This is a genomic window from Acidithiobacillus sp., assembly GCF_027322205.1.
Taxonomy (GTDB): domain Bacteria; phylum Pseudomonadota; class Gammaproteobacteria; order Acidithiobacillales; family Acidithiobacillaceae; genus Acidithiobacillus.
In genome coordinates this window covers 1-23,569 of sequence record NZ_DAHVHY010000031.1, presented here as the reverse complement: position 1 = coordinate 23,569, position 23,569 = coordinate 1, and the positions used below count along the sequence as shown (strand labels likewise).

The following is a 23,569-nucleotide window of genomic DNA, read 5'->3' as shown; positions in this document are numbered from 1 at the left end:
AAGAATGATCCGATCACTCATAACGCAGAGCCTCCGCCGGGGCGACGCGGGAAGCACGCCAGGAGGGATACAAGGTCGCCAGCCAACTCATGATCAGCGCGGCAATGGCCACATGGATCACATCCCAGGGTTTCAGCTTGGAGGGCAACTGGCTGATGGAGTAGACCTCCGGCGAGATAAACTGGACATGTATAAGTTGTTCGAGAGCCGGGACCAGCGTGGGAATATTCAAAGCCAGCAACACCCCGAAAAGCACCCCGAGCAGCGTACCAAAAAGCCCGATCACCGCACCCTGCACCATAAAAATCAGCATGATGCTGCGCGGCGTTGCGCCGATGGTGCGGAGGATGGCGATATCCGTCTCCTTATCGGTGACCACCATCACCAGTGTCGCCACGATGTTGAAGGCGGCAACGGCGATGATGAGCGACAGGATCACAAACATCACCAGTTTCTCCATGCTCAGGGCCTTGAAGAAGTTCTCATGGGTCTGGGTCCAGTCCTGGATATAAAAGGCGGCACCGAGCTGTTGTTGCAGATGGGCGGCGAAGGCCGAGGCGGCAAAGGGGTCTTTGATCTGCATGCGCAGGCCCGTCACGCCCTGGTTCAGCCCGTAGAGGCGCTGCGCGTCACTCAGGTTGATATAGGCCATGCCGCTGTCGTAGGCGTAAATACCGACGGAAAAGAGTCCGACCACCGTGAACTGGCGCAAGGCGGGGGTCACACCCAGCGGCGTCACGCCACCCTGAGGAGAAATCAGGGTGATCTTGTCACCTACGGTCACGCCCAGTTGCCGCGCCAGCGCACGCCCGAGGACGATACTCCAGGGATGGGTCTGCAGGGACTGCAACTCGCCCATTTTCATGTCCTTGGCCAGTTTGTTGACGCGGCTTTCCAGCGCTGGATCAATGCCCTCGATCACCGCACCGCTGACCAGCCCGTCGTGGGAAAGCATGGCCTGCGCCTGCACGTAGGGCGCCACACCCGTCACATCGGGAAGCGTGGAAAGGCGCTTTACCGCCGTCGGCCAGTCCAGCACCGGCACCCCGTTGCCCTGAATGATCACATCGGAAGTCACCGCCAGAATCCGCGAGCGCAGGGTATGGTCAAAACCATTCATCACCGCCATGACCGCGATGAGTGCCGCCACGCCGATGACCATACCCATGATCGCCGTGCCGGTGATAAAGGAGATGAAGTGATTGCGACGCTTGGCGCGGGTGTAACGCAGCCCGATCCAGAGTTCATAAAACCTCATGACTGTTCCGGCCGCAGATGGGGAAAGAGAATCACCTCGCGAATGCTGGGCTGATCGGCGAGCAGCATGACCAGACGGTCGATGCCCAGCCCCACCCCCGCCGTCGGCGGCATGCCGTATTCCAGGGCGCGAATATAGTCGGCATCGAAGCACATCGCCTCTTCATCACCGGCATCCTTGGCCTCGACCTGCGCCCGGAAGCGGGCGGCCTGGTCTTCGGGATCATTCAACTCGGAGAAGCCGTTGGCCAGCTCGCGGCCGGCGATCATCAGCTCGAAACGATCCGTGACCTCGGGGTCGAGATCATTACGGCGCGCCAGCGGGCTGACTTCCAGGGGATACTCGGTGATGAAGGTGGGCTGCTGGAGATGGCCTTCCACCGTCTTCTCGAAGATTTCGATGAGACGCTTGCCCCAGCCCCAGGCGGGCTGACAGGGCAAGTGCAATTGCGCGAGCTTAGCGGCCAGCACCGCGGGGTTCCGCAGATCGGCATCCGCCAGATCGGGGTTATGGGCACGCACCGACTCCATCACCGTCAAACGGTGGAAGGGTTTGCCGAGGTCGATCTCCAGCCCTTGATAGTTTATCGCCGTAGTGCCCAGGGCCGCCTGTGCCGCGGCGCGGATCAGGGTCTCGGTGAGATCCATGGCGCGTACATGGTCGGCGTAGGCCTCGTACCATTCGAGCATGGTGAACTCAGGGTTATGGCGGGGGGAGATGCCTTCATTGCGGAAGTTGCGGTTGATCTCAAAGACCTGCTCAATACCGCCCACCACCAGCCGTTTGAGGTACAGCTCCGGGGCGATACGCAGGTAAAGGGTCATGTCGAGGGCATGGTGATGGGTGACGAAGGGCCGCGCCGTGGCACCGCCGGGGACGGGCTGCATCATGGGCGTCTCCGCCTCATAAAAGCCGCGCTGGCGCAGACCATCGCGCAGGGCTGCCACCGTTTCGGCACGAATCTGGAAAGTGCGACGGGTGGCTTCGGTGACGATCAGATCGACATAACGCTGGCGGAAACGGGTTTCCGGGTCGGCGAGTCCGTGCCATTTTTCCGGCAGCGGGCGCAGGGCTTTACTCAGCAGTTGGAGGCTATGCACCTTGACCGAGAGTTCCCCGGTCTTGGTGCGGAACAAGAGGCCTTCCACACCGATGATGTCGCCGAAATCCAGGCCCTTGAAGCGCGCGTAGACCTCTTCGCCCAGGTTATCGCGGCTGACAAAGAGCTGAATGCGCCCGGACTGATCCTGAATGTCGGCGAAACTGGCTTTACCCATGACCCGACGACTCATCAGCCGCCCGCCGAGCCGCGCCTCAATGGGCTCCTGTTCCAGCACCGTGGTATCCATATCGCCATAACGCTGTTGCAGGTCGTCCGCCAAGGCATCGCGACGGAAGCCGTTGGGATAGGCATGGCCTTCGCTACGCCAGTGTCCCAGCTTGTCGCGCCGCACCTGCATCTGGTCATTGAGTTCCTGATCCACCATCCATCCCCTTCCTGCAAAATACTGAGTGACTACCGCTTACAATCCGGCCTTCAACGCCGCTTCAATGAAAATATCCAGCGCCCCATCGAGCACCTTCTGGGTATCGCCCACTTCGACCCCGGTGCGTAGGTCTTTGATCCGCGACTGGTCCAGCACATAGGAACGGATCTGATGACCCCAGCCGATATCGCTTTTGCTGTCTTCCAGCGCCTGCTTCTCGGCAGCACGTTTCTGCATCTCCATCTCATAGAGTTTGGAGCGCAACATGCGCATGGCCTCGGCCCGGTTCTTGTGTTGCGAGCGGTCGGTCTGACAGGCCACGACAATGCCCGAAGGCACATGGGTGATACGAATGGCCGAGTCGGTCTTGTTGACATGCTGACCACCCGCCCCGCTGGCCCGGTAGGTGTCCACCTTGAGGTCCGCCGGATTGATATCTACCTCGAAACTATCGTCAATTTCGGGATAAATAAAGACGCTGGCGAAGCTGGTATGACGGCGATTGCCGGAGTCGAAAGGCGATTTGCGCACCAGGCGATGGACGCCAGTTTCGGTACGCAGCCAGCCGAAGGCATGGTCACCGCGCACATGGATGCTGGCCGACTTGATGCCCGCCACTTCGCCCTCGGAGACCTCCACCAGTTCCGCCGCAAAGCCATGGGATTCGGCCCAGTGCAGATACATGCGCAGAATCATTTCCGCCCAATCCTGTGCCTCGGTACCGCCCGCGCCGGCCTGAATATCCACAAAGCAGTTTGCCGCATCCTGCGCGCCGGAGAACATGCGCTGAAATTCCAGCTTCTCGACCATGGCCAGGGCGGTGTCGAGATCCGCCTCGACAGCGGCGAGGAGTTCTTCGTCCTGCTCGCTCAGGGCCAACTCCAGCATCTCGCCGCCATCGGCGAGGCTCGCGGTGAGCTTGTCCAAGGGCGTGATAATGGCTTCCAGGGCAGACCGTTCGCGACCCAGTTCCTGGGCCTTTTCGGCGTTGTTCCAGATGGTCGGGTCTTCCAGCTCCCGTTGAACTTCCTCTAAACGACCGCGCTTTTCTTCGAGGTCAAAGATACCCCCTCAGGCCCACGACACGGACCTGGAGATCTTCGTGCAGCGCACGCATCTCATTCACTTCTCTCATGATACTTCCTTTTCCATCAAGTTGCATCAGGGCCATACCAGCGCGCACCCGGTTGCCCTGCACGCAAAGGCCGTAATTATGCGCAGTTTCGGCGCTGATCTCCAGTGTTTCGACTTCGCCGCAAGCGGCTGCGCGCGCTAAAACCCTTACAGACACGGCCCCGCCCGCCCCCGCCCGGCACGGTAGAGCATCGGATGCTCCAGCAGATTTGCGGCCTTGGCCTCAATGTCGTCTTTCAGGCGTTGGGCAGCGTCCGGGTTGTCATCCGAAATATAATCGACAATCGCCAGCAGATCGGCGCTGGCCGCTTCCCGCCACTCAAGTACGAGCACGACGCTTCCTATCAATCAGCGATTGCACCTCATCCATAACCTGGCGATGCGGCACAGTCGGTCGCGTATCATCCAATGCCTTATGCACCCTTTCCCGGAACCATGCGTCATAGGCATCCGGGTCAGCTACCAGACCCACAGGCAAGCCGCCTTCCTTGGTAACGCGAGTGAGCAGGATGCGCACGGCATCCGAAATGGTCAGGCCAACGTTAGCGAGTTTCTCCGCCGCGTCGGCTTTCAGCTTGTCGTCCACGCGAACATGCAGCATTGAGGTTTGAGTCATCGGAATTCCTCCAGGTACTATCCATGATAGTGTATCTCATTAGAGAGACAAGCAACAGTTCTCCGAGAAGCGGTGATATGTTCGCCCTCGGCTTTGAGCGAGAAATAAGCGACGGGTCTGCCAAAGGACTCCGCCAGTCTTGCAGCGCAAATACCATGACGCTACAGACGTTCTTCTATGAAGGTGATCTCGGTGCGCCTCTTGGTTTTCTCAGAGGAATATTCCTGTACCGGTCGCCATTCTGGCTCTGAGTCGCTTTGTCCAGCCGTGGTTCCCAGCTGGGTATGTATTCACCCTGGAGCCTGGGCGGCCTGGCCATGCCGCAAACACAAGCGTGGAAACCACTGGTCCGCACCGACAAGCAGTGCAACGCCGAAGATCAATTTATTCCAGAAATCGCCCAAACAGCTTATACTTGGGGCGAGCGGCCCCGATGAGGACTACGTCATGACGGCAACACCGAAAACCTGGTACTGGGGCGTTTGCGCCACATCAGCGGGCGCGTGGACCAAATCGTCGAGGATATGAGCGATCTCAAGCACCGCATGTCCAGCTTAGAACATGCCATGAATTTCGTGAAACGTGAGGTCAACTTGTAGTCAAGAAACCGACGCCCATCGTCCCGGAGAAAGATAATTTGGTAGCCTTCCAATCGGTGACAACCTTCCCAGAAGGACGGAGATGCTGGTCAGGGCTATCGTGGCAGATCAAAACCAACCCATGCTCGCCCAAGCAAGGTGAGCCAGTATTGGAGGGGGCTATGAAGGTACACTACGACCCAGAAACCGACACCCTGACCATGCGACCAGTGAGCATCCTGTCATGGAAAGTGACGAGGCCAGCCCTGCAGACCATTGAGTACGCCTACGGCTCCCAATGAACACAGGACACAATGATATAAAAGGTCTTGTCACTAGAAATCAAGCAACTAGATCGGCTTCAAGTTGGGCATCATAGATATGGCGGATAAAAGGGAGGTTCTAGCATTTGATTGGGGAATAAATATTATAGGAATATTGGATTTAAGAAAAAATGATTAAGGGAGCAAATAGGATTGTTTCATGTACAGGAACGATCGTTAGCTTCAACGGAAAAATACGAGATATTATGGAGATTTATAAAATACTCGGTTTCTCGTCAGAAACAGATTTTCATATTGATTGTGAACACAATGACATACTGGAAATTACATCTGATATCAGATGGCCGCCAAGACCTGGTGGAGGTTCGATTTTAGGGCCTGGACTGAAAGAAGCTTACAAGCATTACTTTCCTGATAAAGAGATTAGTCCTCCTTCGTATCTTAAAAACAAGGACAGAGAGGCTGATTTTGAATATATATTAAGTAATTGGCGTGATTGCTATATGACTGCTGAACTATGGATTAAATGGAAAAATGAAGAGCTTATGCCGTGAACGTAGTGTCAATCGGGAGTAGCGGTCTAGCAATGGTTGGCGTGGCCAGCTTATTGGAGCATGAAATATGTTGATAGCAATTTTTGCCATACTAGGCGGATGTGTAGGGTATCTTCTCCGTCCAGCAATCCCATTCATAGGGCAACTACCTTTCTATATTGTTATAACTGACGGACAAAATCTTCACGGTATTGAGCGTCTCGCACAACCTTATGCACAGCAATCATTAGAGTATTTGATCGCTGGCGTCGTAATTGGCGGCATGATCGGACTAATTGCTTCATACCTCTATTCTCTGACACAAGACAATGGGTATGATGATGACAAGCCTCATCGCACTCCACCAAGGCTATAATTAATGGTATACAAAAAGAAGGTTTGTGACACTTCAGTTTCTGGACACTTTTGGGGCCTGATTCGACCCTGAAAGTGTCCACCAACCCGTCTACCTTTCAATGTTCGCTAAACCTCTCCGGTGGGCCGCCTCCCGCTGGTGTCGGACCGCAACGATCAGCGCGGTCTCTCCATCATACCGGTACAGCGCGACATACCCGCTGCCCCAGAATCGATCAGCCACTCGCGGTATTCCGGTTCCATGTCTTCTGCCGGACGACCGGCCTCCGGGTGTACCGCCAGAATTTTTACCCCGGCCCGGATGGTTTTAACGGCACGTTGTGCGGCGCCTTTATTCCGCTCCGCCAGAAACCGGTACAGCCGCCGCACATCCAGCAGCGCAGGCGGGGACCAGATCAGACGTGGCAATGTGGTGGTTCTACGTCTTCACCGGCTTCCAGGCGGGACAACCAGGCATCAGCCTCTTCCAGCGTCGCGTGCAGTCCGTTGGACTGATAGGCTTCCCACGCCCGAATGCCATCCTGCCTGAACGCTTCCCGCTGTTCTTCCCGCTCCACAAACTGGCGGATCGCTTCTTTCATCATCCAGTGCACGGAACGGTGGCGCGCGTCGCCCAGACGCTTGATTCGTCTTGCATCTCCAGATCCATCTTGACTGCCATGGGGACGGTGGGCGGGGCTGATGGGGGCATGATCGGGATCTCCGCAGTATTAATTTGTATTAACTTAGCATACCAGTCCTATTATCACCCATACCCACCCGGATCCATAGATCCAAAGTGTCATCAACCTCCTTCGCTCACCAATGCAGCATGCCGAATACGCAACTGCAAGGTAATTGTATCCCGGAACGTATTCACATCCAGTTCATAAGCCATGAGTACGGTCTGCCCCACTCCCACCGGGCAGATGCCATTTTCCACGGCACCGAACCAGATGGCGTCATAGTCCATCGCATCCATTTTCACGATCAGTTTCAAGTGGCTGCCGTCGCCTACCGGGAGGACCTGTTCAATCCGGCCGTGGCTTCTGAAAACGGGGTGCTCCCATTGGCGACCAAAGGGTTCTAAAGCGGCCAGCTCTTCCACAACGGCGAAGCTGGGAATCACCTCCAGCGGACCATCGGTGACAATTTCCGGGCCAACCCTGTGGTCACGCAAAGCGCTCGCCGCGACAGATTCCCATGCTGCTGCAAAGCGCTGCAGACCATCGCGCTTCAAGGTCACCCCGCCAGCGCCCGCATGGCCGCCCCAGGCGACAAAATCATCGGGATAACGGTCGGCAATCTCCGCCAAGGCATTCCGTACATGAAAACCGTGCACGGTCCTGAGCGATGCCGTGATATGTTCCGCGTCATTTTTTGGCGAGAAATAAGCGACTGGCCTGCCGAAAGACTCCGCCAGTCGCGCCGCACAAATGCCGTGGACACCCGGGTGGCCTTCCGGGTCGAATATCGTAATGGCCGCCGCGCCATCCCGAACCTGCTGTGCCGCCTGTTTTGTGCTTCTTTGCAGCATGTTCGACTGAACCGCCTTACGTTCGGTGTTGTGCTCCACGAAATGCTGCGCCAGTTCTTCCGCGGCCGGAGCGTTATCACTCATCAACAGATCAACACTGCCCAGTGCCGAATCCAAACGTCCGCGGGCGTTGATGACGGGCGCAAAATTAAATGCCAGGGTAGCGGCGGTGATGGGGCCTTTGCCGTTCGTAGCAACATACAAGGCCTGCCAAGCGGGCCGCGCCACCGGCGAGTTCATGATCGCTAGGCCGCGGGCGATAATCGCCTTGTTGTTGGTCGATCGCGCCAGATTGACGCAATCGGCCATGGTGCCCAGGGCGACGAGATCTAGAAGGCCACCGAGTTTTGGCGCAGTGGCGGGAAGGTCGCCATCCCGAATCAGCCGCTGGCGAACCGCACAGCACAGCAACCACGCCACATGCACGCCGGCGATGTAAGGATCGGGAAACGCCGAATCCTCGCGCACCGGGTTTACACAAGCCATGGCCGCAGGTGGCGGCCCGGACGCGGGCACGCCGTGATGATCCGTGACGACGACGATAAAACCATGATCCCGCAGCCGGGCGATCCGCTCATGATCCGTGCTCCCCTGATCCGCGGTAATGATCAGGGCGGGACGGGGGGCCTCCGCAATAATGCGGTCCGTCAGGGTTTCGGTGACGCCGTAGCCGTCCCGCAGACGATGTCCGATATAGCTGTGAATCCGCGCTTTTGGGACGCCGAAATAATCCCGGAATGCAAACTTCAGCACCGCATGGGCCGAGGCGCCATCACAGTCGAAGTCGGAAATCAGGAGGATGGGCAATCCTTGTTTTATGGCGGAGACGATACATTCAGAAGCGATGTCGATATCGGGCAGTCTATCCGGGGGCGTCAGAGCACTCAACTGCAGACTCAACAATGCCGGCAACTTCGCCACATCCGCATCACTTAATCTACCGGCAATGATCCGGGCCTGGAGCGGGGTATATCCGAGCTCCAAAGCCGCGCGCAATATCGTCGGCGCCACAGGACGGTCGACAATACGAACGGCTTCCGCAGCCATCTACCAAACGCCCGGCAGCGCATGGCCCGGCCGGGCTGGGCTGCGCCAGAAGCGCCAGCGATCTGCACGCCGAACCGTTAGGCGCTCTATACCACCGCTGGCGAGCACACCCGTCAAACACTCCAGGCGCCCGCCGCTCCGCCACAATGATTGCAGGGCCGGGACCAGCGCCGCGAAAGACTTTGCCGCATCGGGATAGAGCCAGGCCCCGGACCAGACCCAGAGCAGGTCATCGGGGAGTTTTACTGCGGCCTGCAGCGCTTTGGGATAAGACAGAGGCAAACCCAGCCAACGAGCTGCGGCCTGCAGGTAGTCCGCCTCCGCCGCCACGGTCTGCCACTTCGGAATGAGCCGCACAGAGGGCAAACGCCCCTCCCCCCAGGCCCAGAACAGACACCAGGGTTCCTGACCGCTGGCATCGACATCCTGATTGACGGGATGCGCGGCGAGGAGCATCTGCAACTCATTGAGGAAGGCATTCCAACGCCGGGCATCGGCACCGGTGGCTTGCAGCGCCAGCGGCTCGCGGCCCCAGACTTGTTCGGGATCGGGACAGTGCAGGTCGGGCGTGTCGGTGGCCAGCACATACCAGCGCCGGGCGCCGCGCCGCAGAGTCCAGGGGGTATCCGCCATGTGCTCAACAGCAGACGTAAACAGTGCCGCAGCGGCGGCTTCCTCCAGGCCGGGCATGGGCTGTAGCACCGCCCGCCCCGCCTGTCCGCGAAACGCCACCGGCTCCAGGGCGATGACCCAGTGCCCTTCGGTCGCTATACCTTCAGACTCCGCCAATAGTGCCGCCGCCGGCAGCAAGCCGTTGAAACCCAGCAAACGCCCTGCCACCTCCAGAGAGGAAGCAGCCGTTAACCGCTCCGCCCGCCCACGCCCCCAGTAACGCGGCAGCACCGCTCCCAGGTCGTCCTCCGGCACGCCGCGCAACCCCGACAGCCAGAGGCAGAGATCAGCCATCAGCGGTCCAGGATGGCGCGCTGCACGGCCTCCAGACTGGCATCCACGGTGAGCACTTCGCCACCCTGGGCGATAGCGGTATCGGGATCTTTGAGGCCATGCCCGGTGAGGGTACAGACCACCGTCGCGCCCGCTTCAATTTTTCCAGCGCGAGCCGCGGCCACCACCCCCGCCACCGAAGTCGCCGAGGCCGGTTCGCAGAAAACGCCCTCGTATTGCGCCAGCCAGCGCTGCGCCTCCAGAATCTCGACATCGCTATGACCGCCAAACCAGCCGCCGCTTTCCGCCTGCACCTTGTGCGCCTGATCCCAGGACATGGGATGACCGATACGGATGGCCGTGGCGATGGTCTCGGGGTCTTTCACATAGTGGCCGACGATGAAGGGGGCACTGCCTGCCGCCTGAAAGCCCAGCATCTTCGGTCGTTTGCCCGCCTTACCGTGACCATAGGTGCAGACGCCATTACAGAACTTGCAGGAAGCGGTCAGAGGCTGGGACTTGTCAGTCCGCCCGTCGGTGGCTTCGCAGTAACCCATCCAGTGGGCGGTGATATTGCCGGCATTGCCCACGGGCAGTGCGTGATAATCGGGCGCCTCGCCCAGCGCTTCGATAATCTCGAAGGCCGCCGTCTTCTGGCCCTGCAAGCGATAGGGATTGACCGAGTTCACCAGGGTGATCGGCGCATTGGCCGCCACTTCCTGGACGATCTGCATGCCCGCATCGAAGTTGCCGCGAATCTGCAACACCATGGCACCATGCATCATCGCCTGAGAGAGCTTGCCGAGGGCGATCTTGCCTTCCGGGATCACCACGAAAGCGCGCATTCCCGCCCGCGCCGCGTAGGCCGCCGCTGCCGCCGAAGTGTTGCCGGTAGAGGCGCAGATCACCATCTCGCTGCCCTCTTCCTTGGCTTTGGTCACCGCCATGGTCATACCACGGTCCTTGAAGGAGCCGGTGGGATTCAGGCCCTCAAATTTGAGGAAAAGGCGGATATCGAGGCCGAGCTGGCGGGGCATATTGATGCATTCGATCAGCGGCGTATTGCCCTCGCCCAAGCTCACCGCCGGAGTCTCGGGAGCCAGGGGCAGAAAGGCACGGTAATGGTCGATAATGCCGGTATAACGGGTCATGGAGTTATCCTGATTTAAAATGCCAAAATTCAGTGTGGCGGATGGATCACCCTTCCGCCAAACTCTCGACGCGCAGGCGCAATACGGGCTGAACGACCACTGGCAGGGCTTCAATGCGGGCGATGGCCTGCTCCAGGTCACCCTCCCGGCAGCGGTGCAGCAGCAGGACGATGGGCACGCTGTCTGCCTCCGGTGTCTCTTTCTGCACCAGCGCTTCGATGGAAATCTCATATTCCGCCAGCATCGTCGCCACCTGTGCCAGCACACCGGGGCGGTTGTGGGCGTGGATGCGCAGATAGTAAGCGCTCTCCACTTCGGCCATGGGCAGCAGTGGCAAGGCACTCATGGCATCGGGCTGGAAGGCGAGATGGGGCACCCGGTTGCTGGGATCGGCGGTCATGGTCCGCGCCACGTCCACCAGGTCAGCCACCACGGCGCTGGCCGTGGGATCACCGCCCGCACCGCGCCCATAATAAAGGCTCTGCCCCGCCGCATCGCTCTCCACCAGAATCGCATTGAAGGCTCCCTCCACATTGGCCAGCAGATGGCTATGGGGAATCAGGGTCGGATGGACCCGCAACTCGACGCCATCCGCGCGGCGCCGCGCAATCCCCAGCAGCTTGATGCGATAACCCAGCTCGGCGGCATAGACCACATCGGTCCGTTCCAGCGCACAGATGCCTTCCACATGACAATGGGCGAAATCCACCGGAATACCGAAGGCAATGGACGCCATCAGGGTAATCTTGTGCGCGGCATCGCCGCCATCCACATCCAGTCCCGGATCGGCCTCGGCATAACCCAGGCGCTGCGCCTCAGTCAGTGCCTGCTGAAAATCCCAGCCCGCGTGGAACATCTGGGAGAGGATATAGTTGCTGGTGCCGTTGATAATGCCCGCCAACCACTGAATCCGGTTGCCCGCCAGCCCCTCACGGATCGCCTTGATGATGGGAATGGCACCCGCCACCGCCGCCTCGAAGGCGACCATCACCCCCTGCGCCTGCGCCGCCGCGAAAATCTCGTTGCCGTGCTCGGCCAGCAGTGCCTTGTTAGCGGTCACCACATGCTTACTCGCCGCGATCGCAGCCATCAACAAGCTCAGGGCCGGCTCCTGGCCTCCCATCACCTCGACAACCACGTCCACCTCGGGATCGCGTACCACCGCCCAAGGATCGCTGCTGATCCGCGCATCCAGACCCAGTCCCGCCAAACGTGCGGGATTACGCACTGCCGCATGCACTACCCGTAACTCGCGTCCGACCCGGCGCACGATTTCTTCGGCATTGCGCTCCAACACCCGCACCGTGCCCTGACCCACCGTGCCCATACCAAGAATACCGATCCGTACCGGCTCCATTGCATCCGCCATTACAGATCCTCACGAAACATGTGTTTGATGCCGCGGATGGCCTGTCGGGTGCGGTGCTCATTCTCCACCAGCCCGAAACGCACATATTCATCGCCCAACTCACCAAAGCCGATGCCGGGGCTCACCGCCACCTTGGCGCGGTCCAGTACCAGCTTGGAGAATTCCAGGGAGCCCATCTTGCGCAAGGCTTCGGGAATTTTTGCCCAGACAAACATGGTTGCCTTGGGCTTGTCGACCACCCAGCCTGCGGCATCCAGCCCCTCGCAGAGCACGTCGCGGCGCTGCTCATACATCAGCCGGATATCTTCCACGCAATCCTGCGGTCCTTCCAGTGCGGTGATGGCCGCCACCTGAATGGGGGTAAAAGTGCCGTAATCCAGATAACTCTTCATTCGCGCCAGCGCACCCACCAGCTTCGGATTCCCCACCGCAAAACCCACCCGCCAGCCGGGCATGTTGTAGCTCTTGGAAAGGGTGAAGAACTCGACGCCCACGTCCTTGGCCCCCGGCACCTGCAAAAAGCTCGGCGCTTTATAGCCATCAAAGACGATATCCGCATAGGCCAGATCATGCACCACCCAAATACGGTGCTCCTTGGCAAACGCGACAATCCGCTCGAAAAAGTCCAGCTCCACGACCGCCGCCGTCGGGTTGTGGGGGAAGTTGATCACCAGCATCTTCGGCTTCGGCCAGGCGGCCTTGACGGCCTTTTCCAGTTCCTCGAAGAAATCCACCCCCGGCAGCATCGGCACATGGCGCACGTCGGCGCCCGAGATGACAAAACCGTAGGGATGGATGGGATATGTCGGGCTCGGCACCAGCACCGTATCGCCGGGCCCCATGGTCGCCAGCGCCAGATGGGCAATACCCTCTTTCGAGCCGATGGTGACAATGGCTTCAGACTCGGGATCGAGCTGCACGCCGTAGCGGCGCTCATACCAGGTCGTGATGGCGCGACGCAGGCGAGGGATGCCGCGCGACACGCTATAGCGATGGGTATCGCCGCGCTGGGCCGTTTCACAGAGTTTGTCGACAATATACTGGGGCGTGGGCTGATCAGGATTACCCATGCCAAAGTCGATGATATCCTCGCCCCGCTTGCGGGCCTGATTCTTCAGGTCCGTAACGATGTTAAATACATAAGGGGGGAGACGACGGATACGTTCAAAATCACTGTTCATGGTGGCGCGGGCCTTCAGGGTTGTAGCAAATGCCGAAATCGAAGAACAATAGAGAGGCAAAGCGGGCCTGTCAATCCGCATGAGGGACATTCAACATGAAATTACACCTGCAACACGATGGTCACCGCAATGTCGTCCACGCCTACGGGCCGCAGGGCATCGTCATTCACGGCAAGCGCCACGCGCAGGGCCTGTTGGTCGGTGCCGACTGGCTGCACAGCCCCTGGGGACCGGAGCATGCCAACGCGCTCCAGCTCTCGCACTTTGCCGAAGTGCTGGCGCGCAAACCCGATATTGTGTTGCTGGGCACCGGCAAGCGTCAGTATTTTCCGCTGGAACTCATGCGTGCCCTACGCATCGCTGATCTCGCCGTAGAGGTGATGGACACCAGCGCCGCCTGTCGCACCTACAATATTCTGCTGGCCGAAGATCGCGTGGTCATCGCCGCCCTGTTGCCGCCCGAAGCCTGAACCCACCGCCGTCAGCCGAAGAGGCTCTCCGGCGTCAGCCCTTCCCTTTCAATGTGATGGCGCAGCACCAGCAAGGCCTCTACTTGAATCTGCCGCACCCGTTCCCGGGTAACGCCGAGGCGAGAACCAACCTCTTCCAGCGTCGCCCCGTCGGCACCATCCAGCCCGAAACGCCAGAGCAGTACCAGCCGATGCTTCTCGGTCATGGTTGCAATCCACTGGTGCACCTGATGAGAGAGATCCCGATCGGCCAAGCTCTCTTCCAAGCCCAGCGCATCAACATCGGCCACAATTTCCGCAAGAGGACGATCCGACTCGCGGCCGTGGGGCACATCCAGGCTCGTCATCCGGCCATCCATTTCCAGACAGCCACGCACCGCGTCTACGGGGCGGTCCAAAGCCTCTGCCACCTCCTCCGGCGTCGGCTCCCGCTGCAGGGTTTGCCCGAGACAGCGGGCCGCGCGCAGCACGGCGCTGAGTTCCTTCATGACATGAATGGGCAGGCGGATGGTGCGGGTTTGATTCATCAGCGCCCGCTCAATATTCTGGCGAATCCACCAGGTCGCGTAGGTGGAAAAGCGAAAACCGCGCTCCGGATCAAATTTCTCCACCGCCCGGATCAGCCCGAGATTGCCTTCTTCGATCAGGTCCAGGAGCGGCAACCCCCGGTTGATATAACGCCGCGCCACCTTTACCACCAGACGCAGGTTACTCTCTATCATGGTGCAGCGTGCCGCCTGATCTCCGGCCTGAACCCGGCGTCCGAGGGTGACCTCCTGTTCTGCCGTCAGCAGCGGACTATGCCCGATCTCCCGCAGATAGCAGCGGGTAGCATCCCAATCATGGGCCTCACCAAAATCTTCTACCCAATCGGCTTTTTCCGGAACATCCTCTTCCTTCTCCGAGGCTCCTGCCTGAACGCCCGCTTCCTCGTCCCTGTTCGCGCTTTTCATCCGACACACTCTCCAGAGGCTACCGCAACCGTTCCCGCCAGCAAGGGGACAAAATGGCAGGTGCCCAGCAGAATCACCTGCGCCGTGCTGCCATCCCAATGACTGACTTGCAAGTGCTGCTCGATGCCTTCTTCTACCGGCATCACCAATCTACCCCCGGCCCGCAACTGACGATAAAGGGGCGCCAAGGCGCAGGGCACTGCAGCCGTAATGACAATCGCATCAAAGGGCGCCTTTTCCGGCCAGCCACCACTACCATCGCCGTGATGCAGATGCACCTGACGATAGCTCAGCCGCCCCAGCAACGCCTCCGCCATCTCCTGAAGCGGGCCGATACGCTCAATGCTGAAGACCTCCGCCCCCAGTTCTGCCAGCACGGCGGTCTGGTAGGCAGAACCGGTACCAATCTCCAGCACCCGCTGCGGTATGTCCCTACCCTCCAGGATCACCTCCATCATCCGCGCCACGGTCCAGGGCTGGGAAATAGTCTGCCCATAACCGATGGGCAAGGATACCGGCTCATAGGCACGCCCCGCCAGCGCCTGCGCGACAAAGCGATGGCGCGGAACCCGATTCATCGCGTCCAGCACCCGCTCGTCACGGATACCTTCCGCGCGCAGACGGAGCACCATCCGCCCCCTGGTACGCGGGGAGATCATGCCGACTTCAGGACTCAAGGCTAGCAATGAAGCAGCCATTGGTTCAAACCATCGAGAAAATTGTAGCGGGTCATATCCAGATCCAACGGTGTAATGGAAACGTAACCGCGGCGCACCGCGTCAAAGTCGGTACCAGGACCAGCATCGGCCTCCCGCCCGGAAGGGCCAATCCAGTAAACAGGATCGCCACGGGGATCCGCCGCCGGTATCACCATGTCACTCTTGTGGCGACGCCCCAGACGTGTCACTTCAAATCCGCGAATTTCATCATAGGGCAAATCCGGTACGTTCACGTTGAGAATGGTATCAGCAGGCAGCACATGACGCAGCACCCCCGTCACCAACTTGGCGGCCACCTGGGCTGCAGTCGAAAAGTGGGTGCAATCGCGTCCAGCCAGGGAAACCGCGATGGCAGGCAAGCCGAGAAAACGTCCTTCGGTAGCGGCGGCCACGGTACCTGAGTAGAGTACATCGTCACCCATGTTGGCACCCCGGTTGATACCGGAGACCACCATGTCAGGTGTTTCCGCGAAGATGCCGGTGACGGCAAGGTGGACACAGTCCGTGGGCGTACCGCCGACCAGATAATGAAACCCATTGAGTCCGGTACGCATCCGCAGCGGCCGGTCCAGGGTGAGGGAGTTACTGGCGCCGCTACGATCCTGCTCCGGCGCCAGCACTTCCAAATCGCCTAAAGGTCTTATTGCTTCAGCAAGTGCCGCCAGTCCCGGTGCCAGATAACCATCGTCGTTACTGAGCAAGAAACGCGGCATTAGGTCTCCCAAAGGCGTGCAGTGGCTATCCTAGGTCTATGGTAAGCTACGAAACACTTCGGGTCTATCCTCGGACACACGCCGCACCCGATAAACTAATGCGCCGCGCGCCCTGGGGCCGCCGGCGCCGATCCTTCATTCTGTACCTGTTGGATCTGTCGCTGGAGCAATAGCGCGCGCAACTGCGCCGCATCCATCGCCTGTTTCAGACCATTTACCCGATCCAGATAACGCGCATAATTACGCTCGTTGCCGGTGCGTATGGCCTTGCCCTGCTCGTAGTTTTTGGTCGCCTGAAGCAGCGCCAGCCGCGCCACAACCAGCTCCGCCTGCAGACGCTTCAAGGCCGGATTTACCGCGGGTCGGGTGGGCGTGGGTGCGGCAGATGGCGATGGGGTGACAACACTACCACTGGACGCAGACACGGGCGTGCTGACCGAGTTCTGCGGTGCCCCGGAGATCTGCTCGACGTCTTTAGCGCCCGCAGGTGGGGTTTCGCCATAGCTGACGACTCCACCACCACCCACCCAACGATAAATGGTTGATGCATCCACGGAAGTGCTGATCAGAAAGGCCGACAGGAAAATACACACACCCGCCATTAGTGGGCGCTTTGATTCACCTTTACCAGAGGTAAAAAGGGATTTTCTGTACTTCATCAGCCTGCTCTCCTCACCAGCGTGGCATTTCTCTATATGGTCCCCAAGCCCCCGATTGTCAAGGCAGCGGCCACAAAAAAGCCCCGCATAAAGCACGGGGCTGATGAAGCCGGGGAAAGCCCGCCACCACGGCGGGCTGTATCCCATCTCAGAGACTGTAGTACATCTGGAACTCCACCGGATGGGTGGTCATACGCAAGGTCTGCACCTCGGCCCACTTCACATCCAGATAACCTTCCAGCCAGCTCTCGGAGAACACGCCACCCTTCATAAGGAAGTCATGGTCGGCTTCCAGAGAGCGCAGGGCTTCTTCCAGCGACGCCGCCACACCGGGGATGTTGGCCTGCTCTTCCGCGGGCAGATCATAAAGATTCTTGTCCATGGCGTCGCCGGGATGAATTTTATTCTGGATACCGTCCAGACCCGCCATCAGCATGGCAGAGAACGCCAGGTAGGGGTTGGCGGTGGAGTCCGGGAAACGTATTTCGATGCGTCGGGCCTTGGGGCTGTTGACGAAAGGAATACGGATGGACGCCGAACGGTTCTTGGAGGAATAAGCCAGCAGCACCGGCGCCTCATAATGGGGCACCAGACGCTTGTAACTGTTGGTGCTGGGGTTGGTCAGCGCGTTGATCGCCTTGGCATGCTTGATGATGCCACCGATGTAGTACAGCGCGATTTCCGACAGTCCGCCATACAGATCACCCGCGAAGATGTTCTTGCCATCCTTGCCGAGGGACTGGTGGACGTGCATGCCGCTGCCGTTGTCACCGACGATGGGCTTGGGCATGAAAGTGGCCGTCTGACCATAAGCCGCCGCTACGTTGTGGACGACATATTTGAGGATTTGCACCTCGTCCGCCTTGCGGGTCAGCGTATTAAAGCCGACGCCGATTTCGTGCTGCCCGGCCGTAGCGACCTCATGGTGATGCACTTCCACCTTCAAACCCATTTCTTCCATGGCCAAGCACATGGCGGAGCGCAGGTCCTGCGCGGAGTCCACCGGCGGAACCGGGAAATAACCGCCCTTCACACCGGGGCGATGGCCCATATTGCCGGATTCATATTCCTTGCCGGAATTCCAGGCGGCCTCTTCGGCATCCACCTTGTAAGCGCAGCCGCTCATGTCGATATTCCAGGTCACGGAATCGAAAACAAAAAATTCATTTTCGGGACCAAAGTAGGACGTATCGGCGATGCCCGTGCTCTTCAGGTAGATCTCGGCACGCTTGGCGACGGAGCGGGGATCGCGCTCATAACCCTGACCGGTGGCGGGCTCAATGACGTCGCAGCGGATAATGAGGGTGGTTTCATCCGTAAAAGGATCGAGAACGGCAGAGTCAGCCTCGGGCAGGAGAATCATGTCGGACTCGTTGATGCCCTTCCAGCCGGTGATAGAGGAGCCATCAAAAGCCTTGCCATCAACGAAGGTATCTTTTTCGATAGTGTGGCCGGGGACGGAGACGTGCTGCTCCTTACCCTTGGTATCGGTAAAGCGGAAATCGATAAACTTGATGTCTTTTTCTTTAATCAACTTGACCACATCACTGGGGCTATAACCCATTTGCTTCTCCTCCAATCAAGAAATATTCACGACCCTGAACAAACTGCGCGTACAAAATTCATACCAGACTATAACTACCATGCCGATAACAATTCGGACTCCAAATATGCACCAATATAGCGCCCAATTATGGTGCAATCCAAAAATATGCACTATCATAGAGCGGGCGATGTTTTTGGCAACTGCCAGACCACATCCACCTGCTGCAAGCCCGGCACCTGCCCCTGCAAGGCGTCCTTAAGCCGTGTTTCCATGTCCTGCAGGCTAGCGAATGTTTCCGCTGGCGGCAAGTGATAACGCATGCAGATCACGACGCCATCCTTGAGGTAATGCAAGGTCATCTGCTCTGCTAAAGGCAAGTTCCGCGCCAGCAGACACTCACACACCACTTTTTCAATCTCGCTGCGCGGCGGCAGAACCACGCCCCCATCCTCATCATTTTCGCTGTCGATGTGGATGGTAGCATCAGCCAGCTCATCCACCTGCCGCAACAACGTTATTCGCACCCGCTCAGCAATCTGGTGCCCCTCGGAGACACTCAGGGTCGACATCACCTGCAGATGCACCTCGGCCAGGGCCTGATGGCCGATTTTACGGGTCTTGAGCAGGTGCAGATCGCGCACCCCCTCGCAGCCGAGAATCACCTCGCGAATCGCTGCCAGTGCTTCATCACTAAGGCCACGATCTGCCAATTCCTGCACCGCTTCCCAGCCGGTGACCAAGCCGATCCGCAGCACCATAAGGGCGACGATAAGGGCGACGACCGAATCCAGATAAGGCGCGCCCAGCAAACTGCCACCGATACCGATAAACACGATGACACTGGAAATCGCATCAGTGCGGTGATCCCAGGCATTGACGCGCAATGCGGCTGAACGGGTCCTGCGGGCTACCCGGATAGTGATCTGGTAGAGTGTCTCTTTGGTGACGATGGCAAAGGCGGCGATGTAGAGGGTCCAGATAGCTGGCATGCCGTAATGGCCGATAATGAGTTGCTGGACCGCCTCGTAGCCAATCCCGGCCCCGTTGATGGCCAGCAGGCTGCCCGTGGCCAGCGCCGCCAGCGTTTCAAAACGCTCATGACCGTAGGGATGCTCTTGATCCGGCGGCTGGCTGCTGAAGTGCATGGCGAACACCAACCCAAGATCAGACAGCAGATCCGAAAGGGAATGGATGGCATCCGCCACCAGCGCACTAGAGTGCCCGAAAATGCCCCCCGCCAGTTTGATGAAAAACAGCACCACGTTGGTGCCCGCCCCCATCAGGGTCACCCGCATGTTCTGCTTGCCGCGCTCCGTACGACTGATGCTTTCTGCCACTACTCAGGGCCTCTTCTGTAAATATCACCGAACGTCGGCTCGGGCTTAAAGTCGACAGTGTCGCAGTATGCCAAAACGCCCCCCCAAAAACTAACTCTTACTGCCACCTCATGGTAGGATCAGGCCATTACGCGCAACGCGCTGCACCATAATAAGGACCGCCCCATGAGCCCGGAGAGCAAAGCCCGGCAACAGATCGACCAGAAACTGGAACAGGCCGGCTGGATCGTACAGGACATGAAGCAACTCAATCTGGGTGCATCACGGGGTGTCGCCGTGCGCGAATACCACACCGATACTGGCCCCGCCGACTACCTGCTGTTCGTGGATCGGCACCCGGTAGGGGTCATCGAAGCTAAACGCGATGAAGCCGGAGAAAACATCACCCGGGCCGAAGAGCAAACCCTGCGCTACGCCCATGCAACCCTCAAATGGCGGCAGGACAACGCACCCCTGCCATTTCTCTTTGAAGCCACCGGGCAGATCATCCGCTTCACCGATGGCCGCGACCCCGCCCCGCGCTCCCGGGAAATCTTCCATTTCTTCCGCCCCGAACACCTCGCCGAGACCTGGCGCCAACCCAGCACCCTGCGCCGCCGCCTCGCCGAAGCGCTGCCCCCACTGCCCACCCACAACCTGCGCGACTGCCAGATCAGCGCCGTCACCGGACTGGAGCGATCCCTGGCCCGCGGCCAGCCACGCGCCCTCATCCACATGGCCACCGGCGCGGGCAAAACCTTCACCGCCATTACCGCCGCCTATCGTCTGCTCAAGTTTGGTGGCGCCAAGCGCATCCTCTTTCTGGTGGACACCCGCAACCTCGGCAAGCAGGCGCATCAGGAGTTTATGGCCTACACGCCCCCCGATGATGGGCGCAAATTCACCGAGCTTTACAACGTCCAACGCCTCAGTTCCAGCGCCATCGACCCCCACGCGCAGGTCTGCATCTCCACCATTCAGCGCATGTATTCCATTCTCAGCGGCGAGCCCATCGACGACTCCGCCGAAGATGTCTCCCTCAACGAATTGCAGCAAAACCCCGCCCAGAAAAAGCCGGTCCGCTACAACCCCGCTGTACCCATCGAGACTTTCGATTTCATTATCATCGACGAATGTCATCGCAGCATTTACAACCTCTGGAAGCAGGTGCTGGATTACTTCGACGCCTCGCTCATCGGCCTCACGGCCACCCCCGATCAGCGCACCTTCGGCTTTTTCAATGAGAACGTCGTCGCCGAATACACCTACGAGCAGTCCGTCGCCGATGGCGTCAACGTCGGCTATGACGTGTATGAGATCGACACCGAAATCACCGCCAGGGGCGCGCAATTGCAGGCGAAAGAATGGGTGGACCACCGCGACCGCGCCACCCGCAAAAAGCGCTGGGCCGAAACCGAGGACGACACCGCCTACAGCGGCAAAGAACTGGACCGCTCCGTGGTCAATCCCAGCCAAATCCGCCAAGTGATTATGGCCATGAAAACGGCTGTGGAAACAGCCATCTTCCCCAACCGCGCAGAGACTCCAAAAACCCTCATCTTCGCCAAAACCGACAGCCATGCCGACGACATCATCCAGATCGTCCGCGAGGTCTACGGCGAGGGCAACGCCTTCTGCAAAAAGGTGACCTACCGCAGCGAAGAAGACACCGACAGCATTCTGGCCAGCTTCCGCAACGACTTTTACCCGCGCATCGCCGTCACCGTGGACATGATCGCCACCGGCACCGACGTCAAGCCGCTGGAAGTGCTGCTCTTCATGCGCGATGTGCGCAGTCGCGGCTATTACGAACAGATGAAAGGCCGGGGCGTGCGTTCCCTGGACGGCGAAAGCCTGCAGCGCGTCAGCAACAGCGCCGCCGGGGCCAAGGACCGCTTTGTGCTCATCGACGCCGTGGGCGTGGAAAAATCCCTCAAGACCGAATCGCGCCCGCTGGAACGCAAACCCGGCGTCGCCCTCAAAGACCTGCTGCAAGGCGTGGCCATCGGCCACCGCGACGACGATACCGTCCTCAGCCTCGCCAACCGCCTGCTGCGCCTGCACAAACAAGTGGACGACAAGGCCAGCGCCCGCATTGAAAAGGCCGCCGGGGGCCTCTCTGCCGGAGCGCTGGGCAAGCAGCTCATCAGCGCCCTCGACCCCGACCAGATCGTGCAGACGGCGCTGGCCACGGCACAGGCCCAGGGCATCACCCGCACGGAAGACAGCCTCAGCGACGATGAACTCGCCGCCGCCTGCGCGCCTTTCGACCGGCCCGAGTTGCGCGACGAAATCGAAGCCGCCCGCCGCGAACGGGAGCAGATCATCGACCACATCAATCTCGATCAGGTCATCTACTCCGGTTTTGCCGAACAGGCCGAAGCTCAGGCCGCGCAAAGCATCCAGACCTTTCAGGAGTACCTCGCCGCGCACAAGGACGAGATTGCCGCCCTCAGTTTTTTCTACCAGCAACCCTACCAGCGCCGCGCCTTGACCCTGGAGATGATCGAAGACCTGCACAGCCGCCTCAGCCGCCCGCCCCTGCTGCTCACCACCGAACGCCTATGGAACAGCTACGCCCGTGTGCAGACCAGTCAGGTGAAGGGCGCCAACCTGAAACGCCAGCTCACCGACCTCGTCGCACTGGTGCGTTTCGCCCTCGGAATGGAGGATGAACTGCAGCCCTTCCGCGAACAGGTGGACCGGCGCTTTCAGGAATGGATATTCCGCCACAACGCCCAGCGCAGCAGCGCCTTCACCCCCGAACAAACCGAGTGGCTGCGCCTGATGAAAGACCATATCGCCAGCAGTTGCAGCATTCAGCGCGAGGATTTCGATTTTGCGGAATTGGCGGGGAAAGGCGGATTGCAGAAGGCGTGGGCGGTGTTTGGGCCGCAGTTGGATGAGTTGATGGATGAGATGAATGCGGGGTTGGTGGCGTGAGCTGTGTTGATAAACTTCCAAACACTTGGATACGGGTTCCACTAGAACAAATCGCAAATATAGAAATGGGCCAATCCCCGGAATCACAATTTTATAATAACCAAGGAAATGGTCTACCATTTTTCCAAGGCAAAAGTGAATTTAGGGAACGTTATCCAGAAATAAAAAAATGGTGCTCTCAGCCTACGAAAATTGCCAAGGCCGGAGACATCATTTTATCTGTTAGAGCACCTGTAGGGCCAACAAACATAACGCCGGCAGAATCATGCATTGGACGTGGACTAGCGGCCATAAGAGGTCTTCCTAGCATTAACCAGTTATACCTCTTCTACCACTTCAGACATATTGAATCATGGCTATCTGAGCAGGGCACTGGCTCAACCTTTTCAGCAATAAGCGGGCAGTTTGTCCGCCAAACAACTTTTAACGTGGCACCAAACGCCGAACAAACCCGCATTGTCACCAAACTGGAAGAACTTCTCTCCGACCTCGACGCAGGTGTCGCCGAACTCAAAGCCGCCCAGAAAAAACTCACCCAATACCGCCAATCCCTGCTCAAAGCCGCCGTCGAAGGCCGCCTCACCGCCCAATGGCGCGCCGACCGCGCCCGCCGCGGCGAACCCATCGAAACTGGCGCTCAACTGCTGCAACGCATTCTCCAGGAACGCCGCACCCGCTGGGAAACCCAACAGCGCGCCAAATTCGCCGCCCAAGGCAAAACCCCACCCCAAGGCTGGCAAAGCAAATACCCCGAACCCGTAAAGCCAGACACCACC

General features: G+C 59.1%; 22 protein-coding genes. 4 read left to right on the top strand and 18 right to left on the bottom strand.

From position 1 onward, the window contains the following. Nucleotides 1–13: 13 nt before the first annotated feature. The 5 genes from M7F93_RS06595 to M7F93_RS06575 all read right to left on the bottom strand — a co-directional run bounded on the left by M7F93_RS06595 (nucleotide 14) and on the right by M7F93_RS06575 (nucleotide 4,495). On the bottom strand, nucleotides 14–1,258 hold the full coding sequence (locus M7F93_RS06595) for a lipoprotein-releasing ABC transporter permease subunit (RefSeq protein ID WP_298170936.1): 1,245 nt from the start codon (nucleotides 1,256–1,258) through the stop codon (nucleotides 14–16). Beyond that, a complete protein-coding gene (gene lysS / locus M7F93_RS06590; RefSeq protein ID WP_298170933.1) occupies nucleotides 1,255–2,745 on the bottom strand; it encodes a lysine--tRNA ligase in 1,491 nt (496 codons plus the stop codon). Before lysS ends, M7F93_RS06595 begins: the two co-directional genes overlap by 4 nt. A 36-nt stretch (nucleotides 2,746–2,781) precedes the next feature. Continuing rightward, nucleotides 2,782–3,880, bottom strand: a protein-coding gene (prfB, locus tag M7F93_RS06585) for a peptide chain release factor 2 (RefSeq protein WP_298170930.1) whose coding sequence is annotated in 2 segments (ribosomal slippage) — nucleotides 2,782–3,804 and nucleotides 3,806–3,880 — 1,098 coding nt in all. Because the reading frame shifts where the segments join, the coding sequence is not laid out codon by codon here. A 146-nt stretch (nucleotides 3,881–4,026) separates the two neighbouring features. Continuing rightward, nucleotides 4,027–4,212 (bottom strand): type II toxin-antitoxin system RelE/ParE family toxin, encoded by a 186-nt coding sequence (locus M7F93_RS06580; RefSeq protein ID WP_298170927.1) that lies wholly within the window; start codon nucleotides 4,210–4,212, stop codon nucleotides 4,027–4,029. After that, the gene (locus M7F93_RS06575) at nucleotides 4,199–4,495 is read right to left on the bottom strand and encodes a type II toxin-antitoxin system RelB/DinJ family antitoxin (RefSeq protein ID WP_298170925.1); all 297 of its coding nucleotides are present in this window, start codon (nucleotides 4,493–4,495) and stop codon (nucleotides 4,199–4,201) included. The genes M7F93_RS06580 and M7F93_RS06575 overlap by 14 nt, the downstream gene beginning before the upstream one ends. Before the next feature lie 1,107 nt (nucleotides 4,496–5,602). Here M7F93_RS06575 and M7F93_RS06570 point away from each other — a divergent pair. Next, entirely contained in the window at nucleotides 5,603–5,911 is a 309-nt protein-coding gene (locus tag M7F93_RS06570) for a hypothetical protein (RefSeq protein WP_298170922.1), read from the top strand. A 510-nt stretch (nucleotides 5,912–6,421) separates the two neighbouring features. Here the strand turns inward: M7F93_RS06570 and M7F93_RS06565 are convergent. The 7 genes from M7F93_RS06565 to alaC all read right to left on the bottom strand — a co-directional run bounded on the left by M7F93_RS06565 (nucleotide 6,422) and on the right by alaC (nucleotide 13,474). Further along, nucleotides 6,422–6,673, bottom strand: coding sequence for a type II toxin-antitoxin system RelE/ParE family toxin (locus M7F93_RS06565; protein WP_298170918.1), 252 nt, complete (start codon nucleotides 6,671–6,673; stop codon nucleotides 6,422–6,424). After that, on the bottom strand, nucleotides 6,661–6,891 hold the full coding sequence (locus tag M7F93_RS06560; RefSeq protein ID WP_463670959.1) for a CopG family ribbon-helix-helix protein: 231 nt from the start codon (nucleotides 6,889–6,891) through the stop codon (nucleotides 6,661–6,663). Before M7F93_RS06560 ends, M7F93_RS06565 begins: the two co-directional genes overlap by 13 nt. 158 nt (nucleotides 6,892–7,049) lie before the next feature. Beyond that, the gene (locus M7F93_RS06555; RefSeq protein WP_298170912.1) at nucleotides 7,050–8,828 is read right to left on the bottom strand and encodes a single-stranded-DNA-specific exonuclease RecJ; all 1,779 of its coding nucleotides are present in this window, start codon (nucleotides 8,826–8,828) and stop codon (nucleotides 7,050–7,052) included. Beyond that, nucleotides 8,829–9,794 (bottom strand): hypothetical protein, encoded by a 966-nt coding sequence (locus tag M7F93_RS06550; RefSeq protein ID WP_298170908.1) that lies wholly within the window; start codon nucleotides 9,792–9,794, stop codon nucleotides 8,829–8,831. Next, nucleotides 9,794–10,924 (bottom strand): threonine synthase, encoded by a 1,131-nt coding sequence (gene thrC, locus M7F93_RS06545; protein ID WP_298170904.1) that lies wholly within the window; start codon nucleotides 10,922–10,924, stop codon nucleotides 9,794–9,796. Before thrC ends, M7F93_RS06550 begins: the two co-directional genes overlap by 1 nt. A 46-nt stretch (nucleotides 10,925–10,970) precedes the next feature. Further along, a complete protein-coding gene (locus M7F93_RS06540; protein ID WP_298170901.1) occupies nucleotides 10,971–12,293 on the bottom strand; it encodes a homoserine dehydrogenase in 1,323 nt (440 codons plus the stop codon). Continuing rightward, entirely contained in the window at nucleotides 12,293–13,474 is a 1,182-nt protein-coding gene (gene alaC, locus M7F93_RS06535; protein WP_291522049.1) for an alanine transaminase, read from the bottom strand. The genes M7F93_RS06540 and alaC overlap by 1 nt, the downstream gene beginning before the upstream one ends. A gap of 95 nt (nucleotides 13,475–13,569) precedes the next feature. Here alaC and M7F93_RS06530 point away from each other — a divergent pair, with 95 nt between their 5' ends. Then, on the top strand, nucleotides 13,570–13,944 hold the full coding sequence (locus M7F93_RS06530; protein WP_298170896.1) for an Mth938-like domain-containing protein: 375 nt from the start codon (nucleotides 13,570–13,572) through the stop codon (nucleotides 13,942–13,944). Nucleotides 13,945–13,955: 11 nt separating this feature from the next. Here the strand turns inward: M7F93_RS06530 and rpoS are convergent, their stop codons facing one another. From rpoS to M7F93_RS06500, 6 genes are all read right to left on the bottom strand, one after another. Then, nucleotides 13,956–14,897 carry an RNA polymerase sigma factor RpoS gene (rpoS, locus tag M7F93_RS06525; RefSeq protein WP_298170893.1) on the bottom strand — a complete coding sequence of 314 codons (942 nt, stop codon included), beginning with the start codon at nucleotides 14,895–14,897 and terminating at the stop codon, nucleotides 13,956–13,958. Next, on the bottom strand, nucleotides 14,894–15,595 hold the full coding sequence (locus M7F93_RS06520; protein ID WP_298170890.1) for a protein-L-isoaspartate(D-aspartate) O-methyltransferase: 702 nt from the start codon (nucleotides 15,593–15,595) through the stop codon (nucleotides 14,894–14,896). The genes rpoS and M7F93_RS06520 overlap by 4 nt, the downstream gene beginning before the upstream one ends. Further along, entirely contained in the window at nucleotides 15,577–16,329 is a 753-nt protein-coding gene (surE, locus tag M7F93_RS06515; RefSeq protein WP_298170887.1) for a 5'/3'-nucleotidase SurE, read from the bottom strand. Before surE ends, M7F93_RS06520 begins: the two co-directional genes overlap by 19 nt. Before the next feature lie 95 nt (nucleotides 16,330–16,424). Further along, nucleotides 16,425–16,988: a DUF4124 domain-containing protein gene (locus tag M7F93_RS06510; protein WP_298170883.1), complete on the bottom strand. Its 564-nt coding sequence runs from the start codon at nucleotides 16,986–16,988 to the stop codon at nucleotides 16,425–16,427. A 148-nt stretch (nucleotides 16,989–17,136) separates the two neighbouring features. Next, entirely contained in the window at nucleotides 17,137–18,552 is a 1,416-nt protein-coding gene (gene glnA / locus M7F93_RS06505) for a glutamate--ammonia ligase (protein ID WP_298170880.1), read from the bottom strand. 155 nt (nucleotides 18,553–18,707) lie between these two features. Then, entirely contained in the window at nucleotides 18,708–19,871 is a 1,164-nt protein-coding gene (locus tag M7F93_RS06500) for a cation diffusion facilitator family transporter (RefSeq protein WP_298170877.1), read from the bottom strand. Nucleotides 19,872–20,036: 165 nt separating this feature from the next. Here M7F93_RS06500 and M7F93_RS06495 point away from each other — a divergent pair, with 165 nt between their 5' ends. Beyond that, on the top strand, nucleotides 20,037–22,793 hold the full coding sequence (locus M7F93_RS06495) for a type I restriction endonuclease subunit R (protein ID WP_298170874.1): 2,757 nt from the start codon (nucleotides 20,037–20,039) through the stop codon (nucleotides 22,791–22,793). Beyond that, nucleotides 22,790–23,569: restriction endonuclease subunit S (locus tag M7F93_RS06490; RefSeq protein WP_298170871.1), on the top strand; the 780-nt coding region annotated here is incomplete at its 3' end. The genes M7F93_RS06495 and M7F93_RS06490, both read left to right, overlap by 4 nt.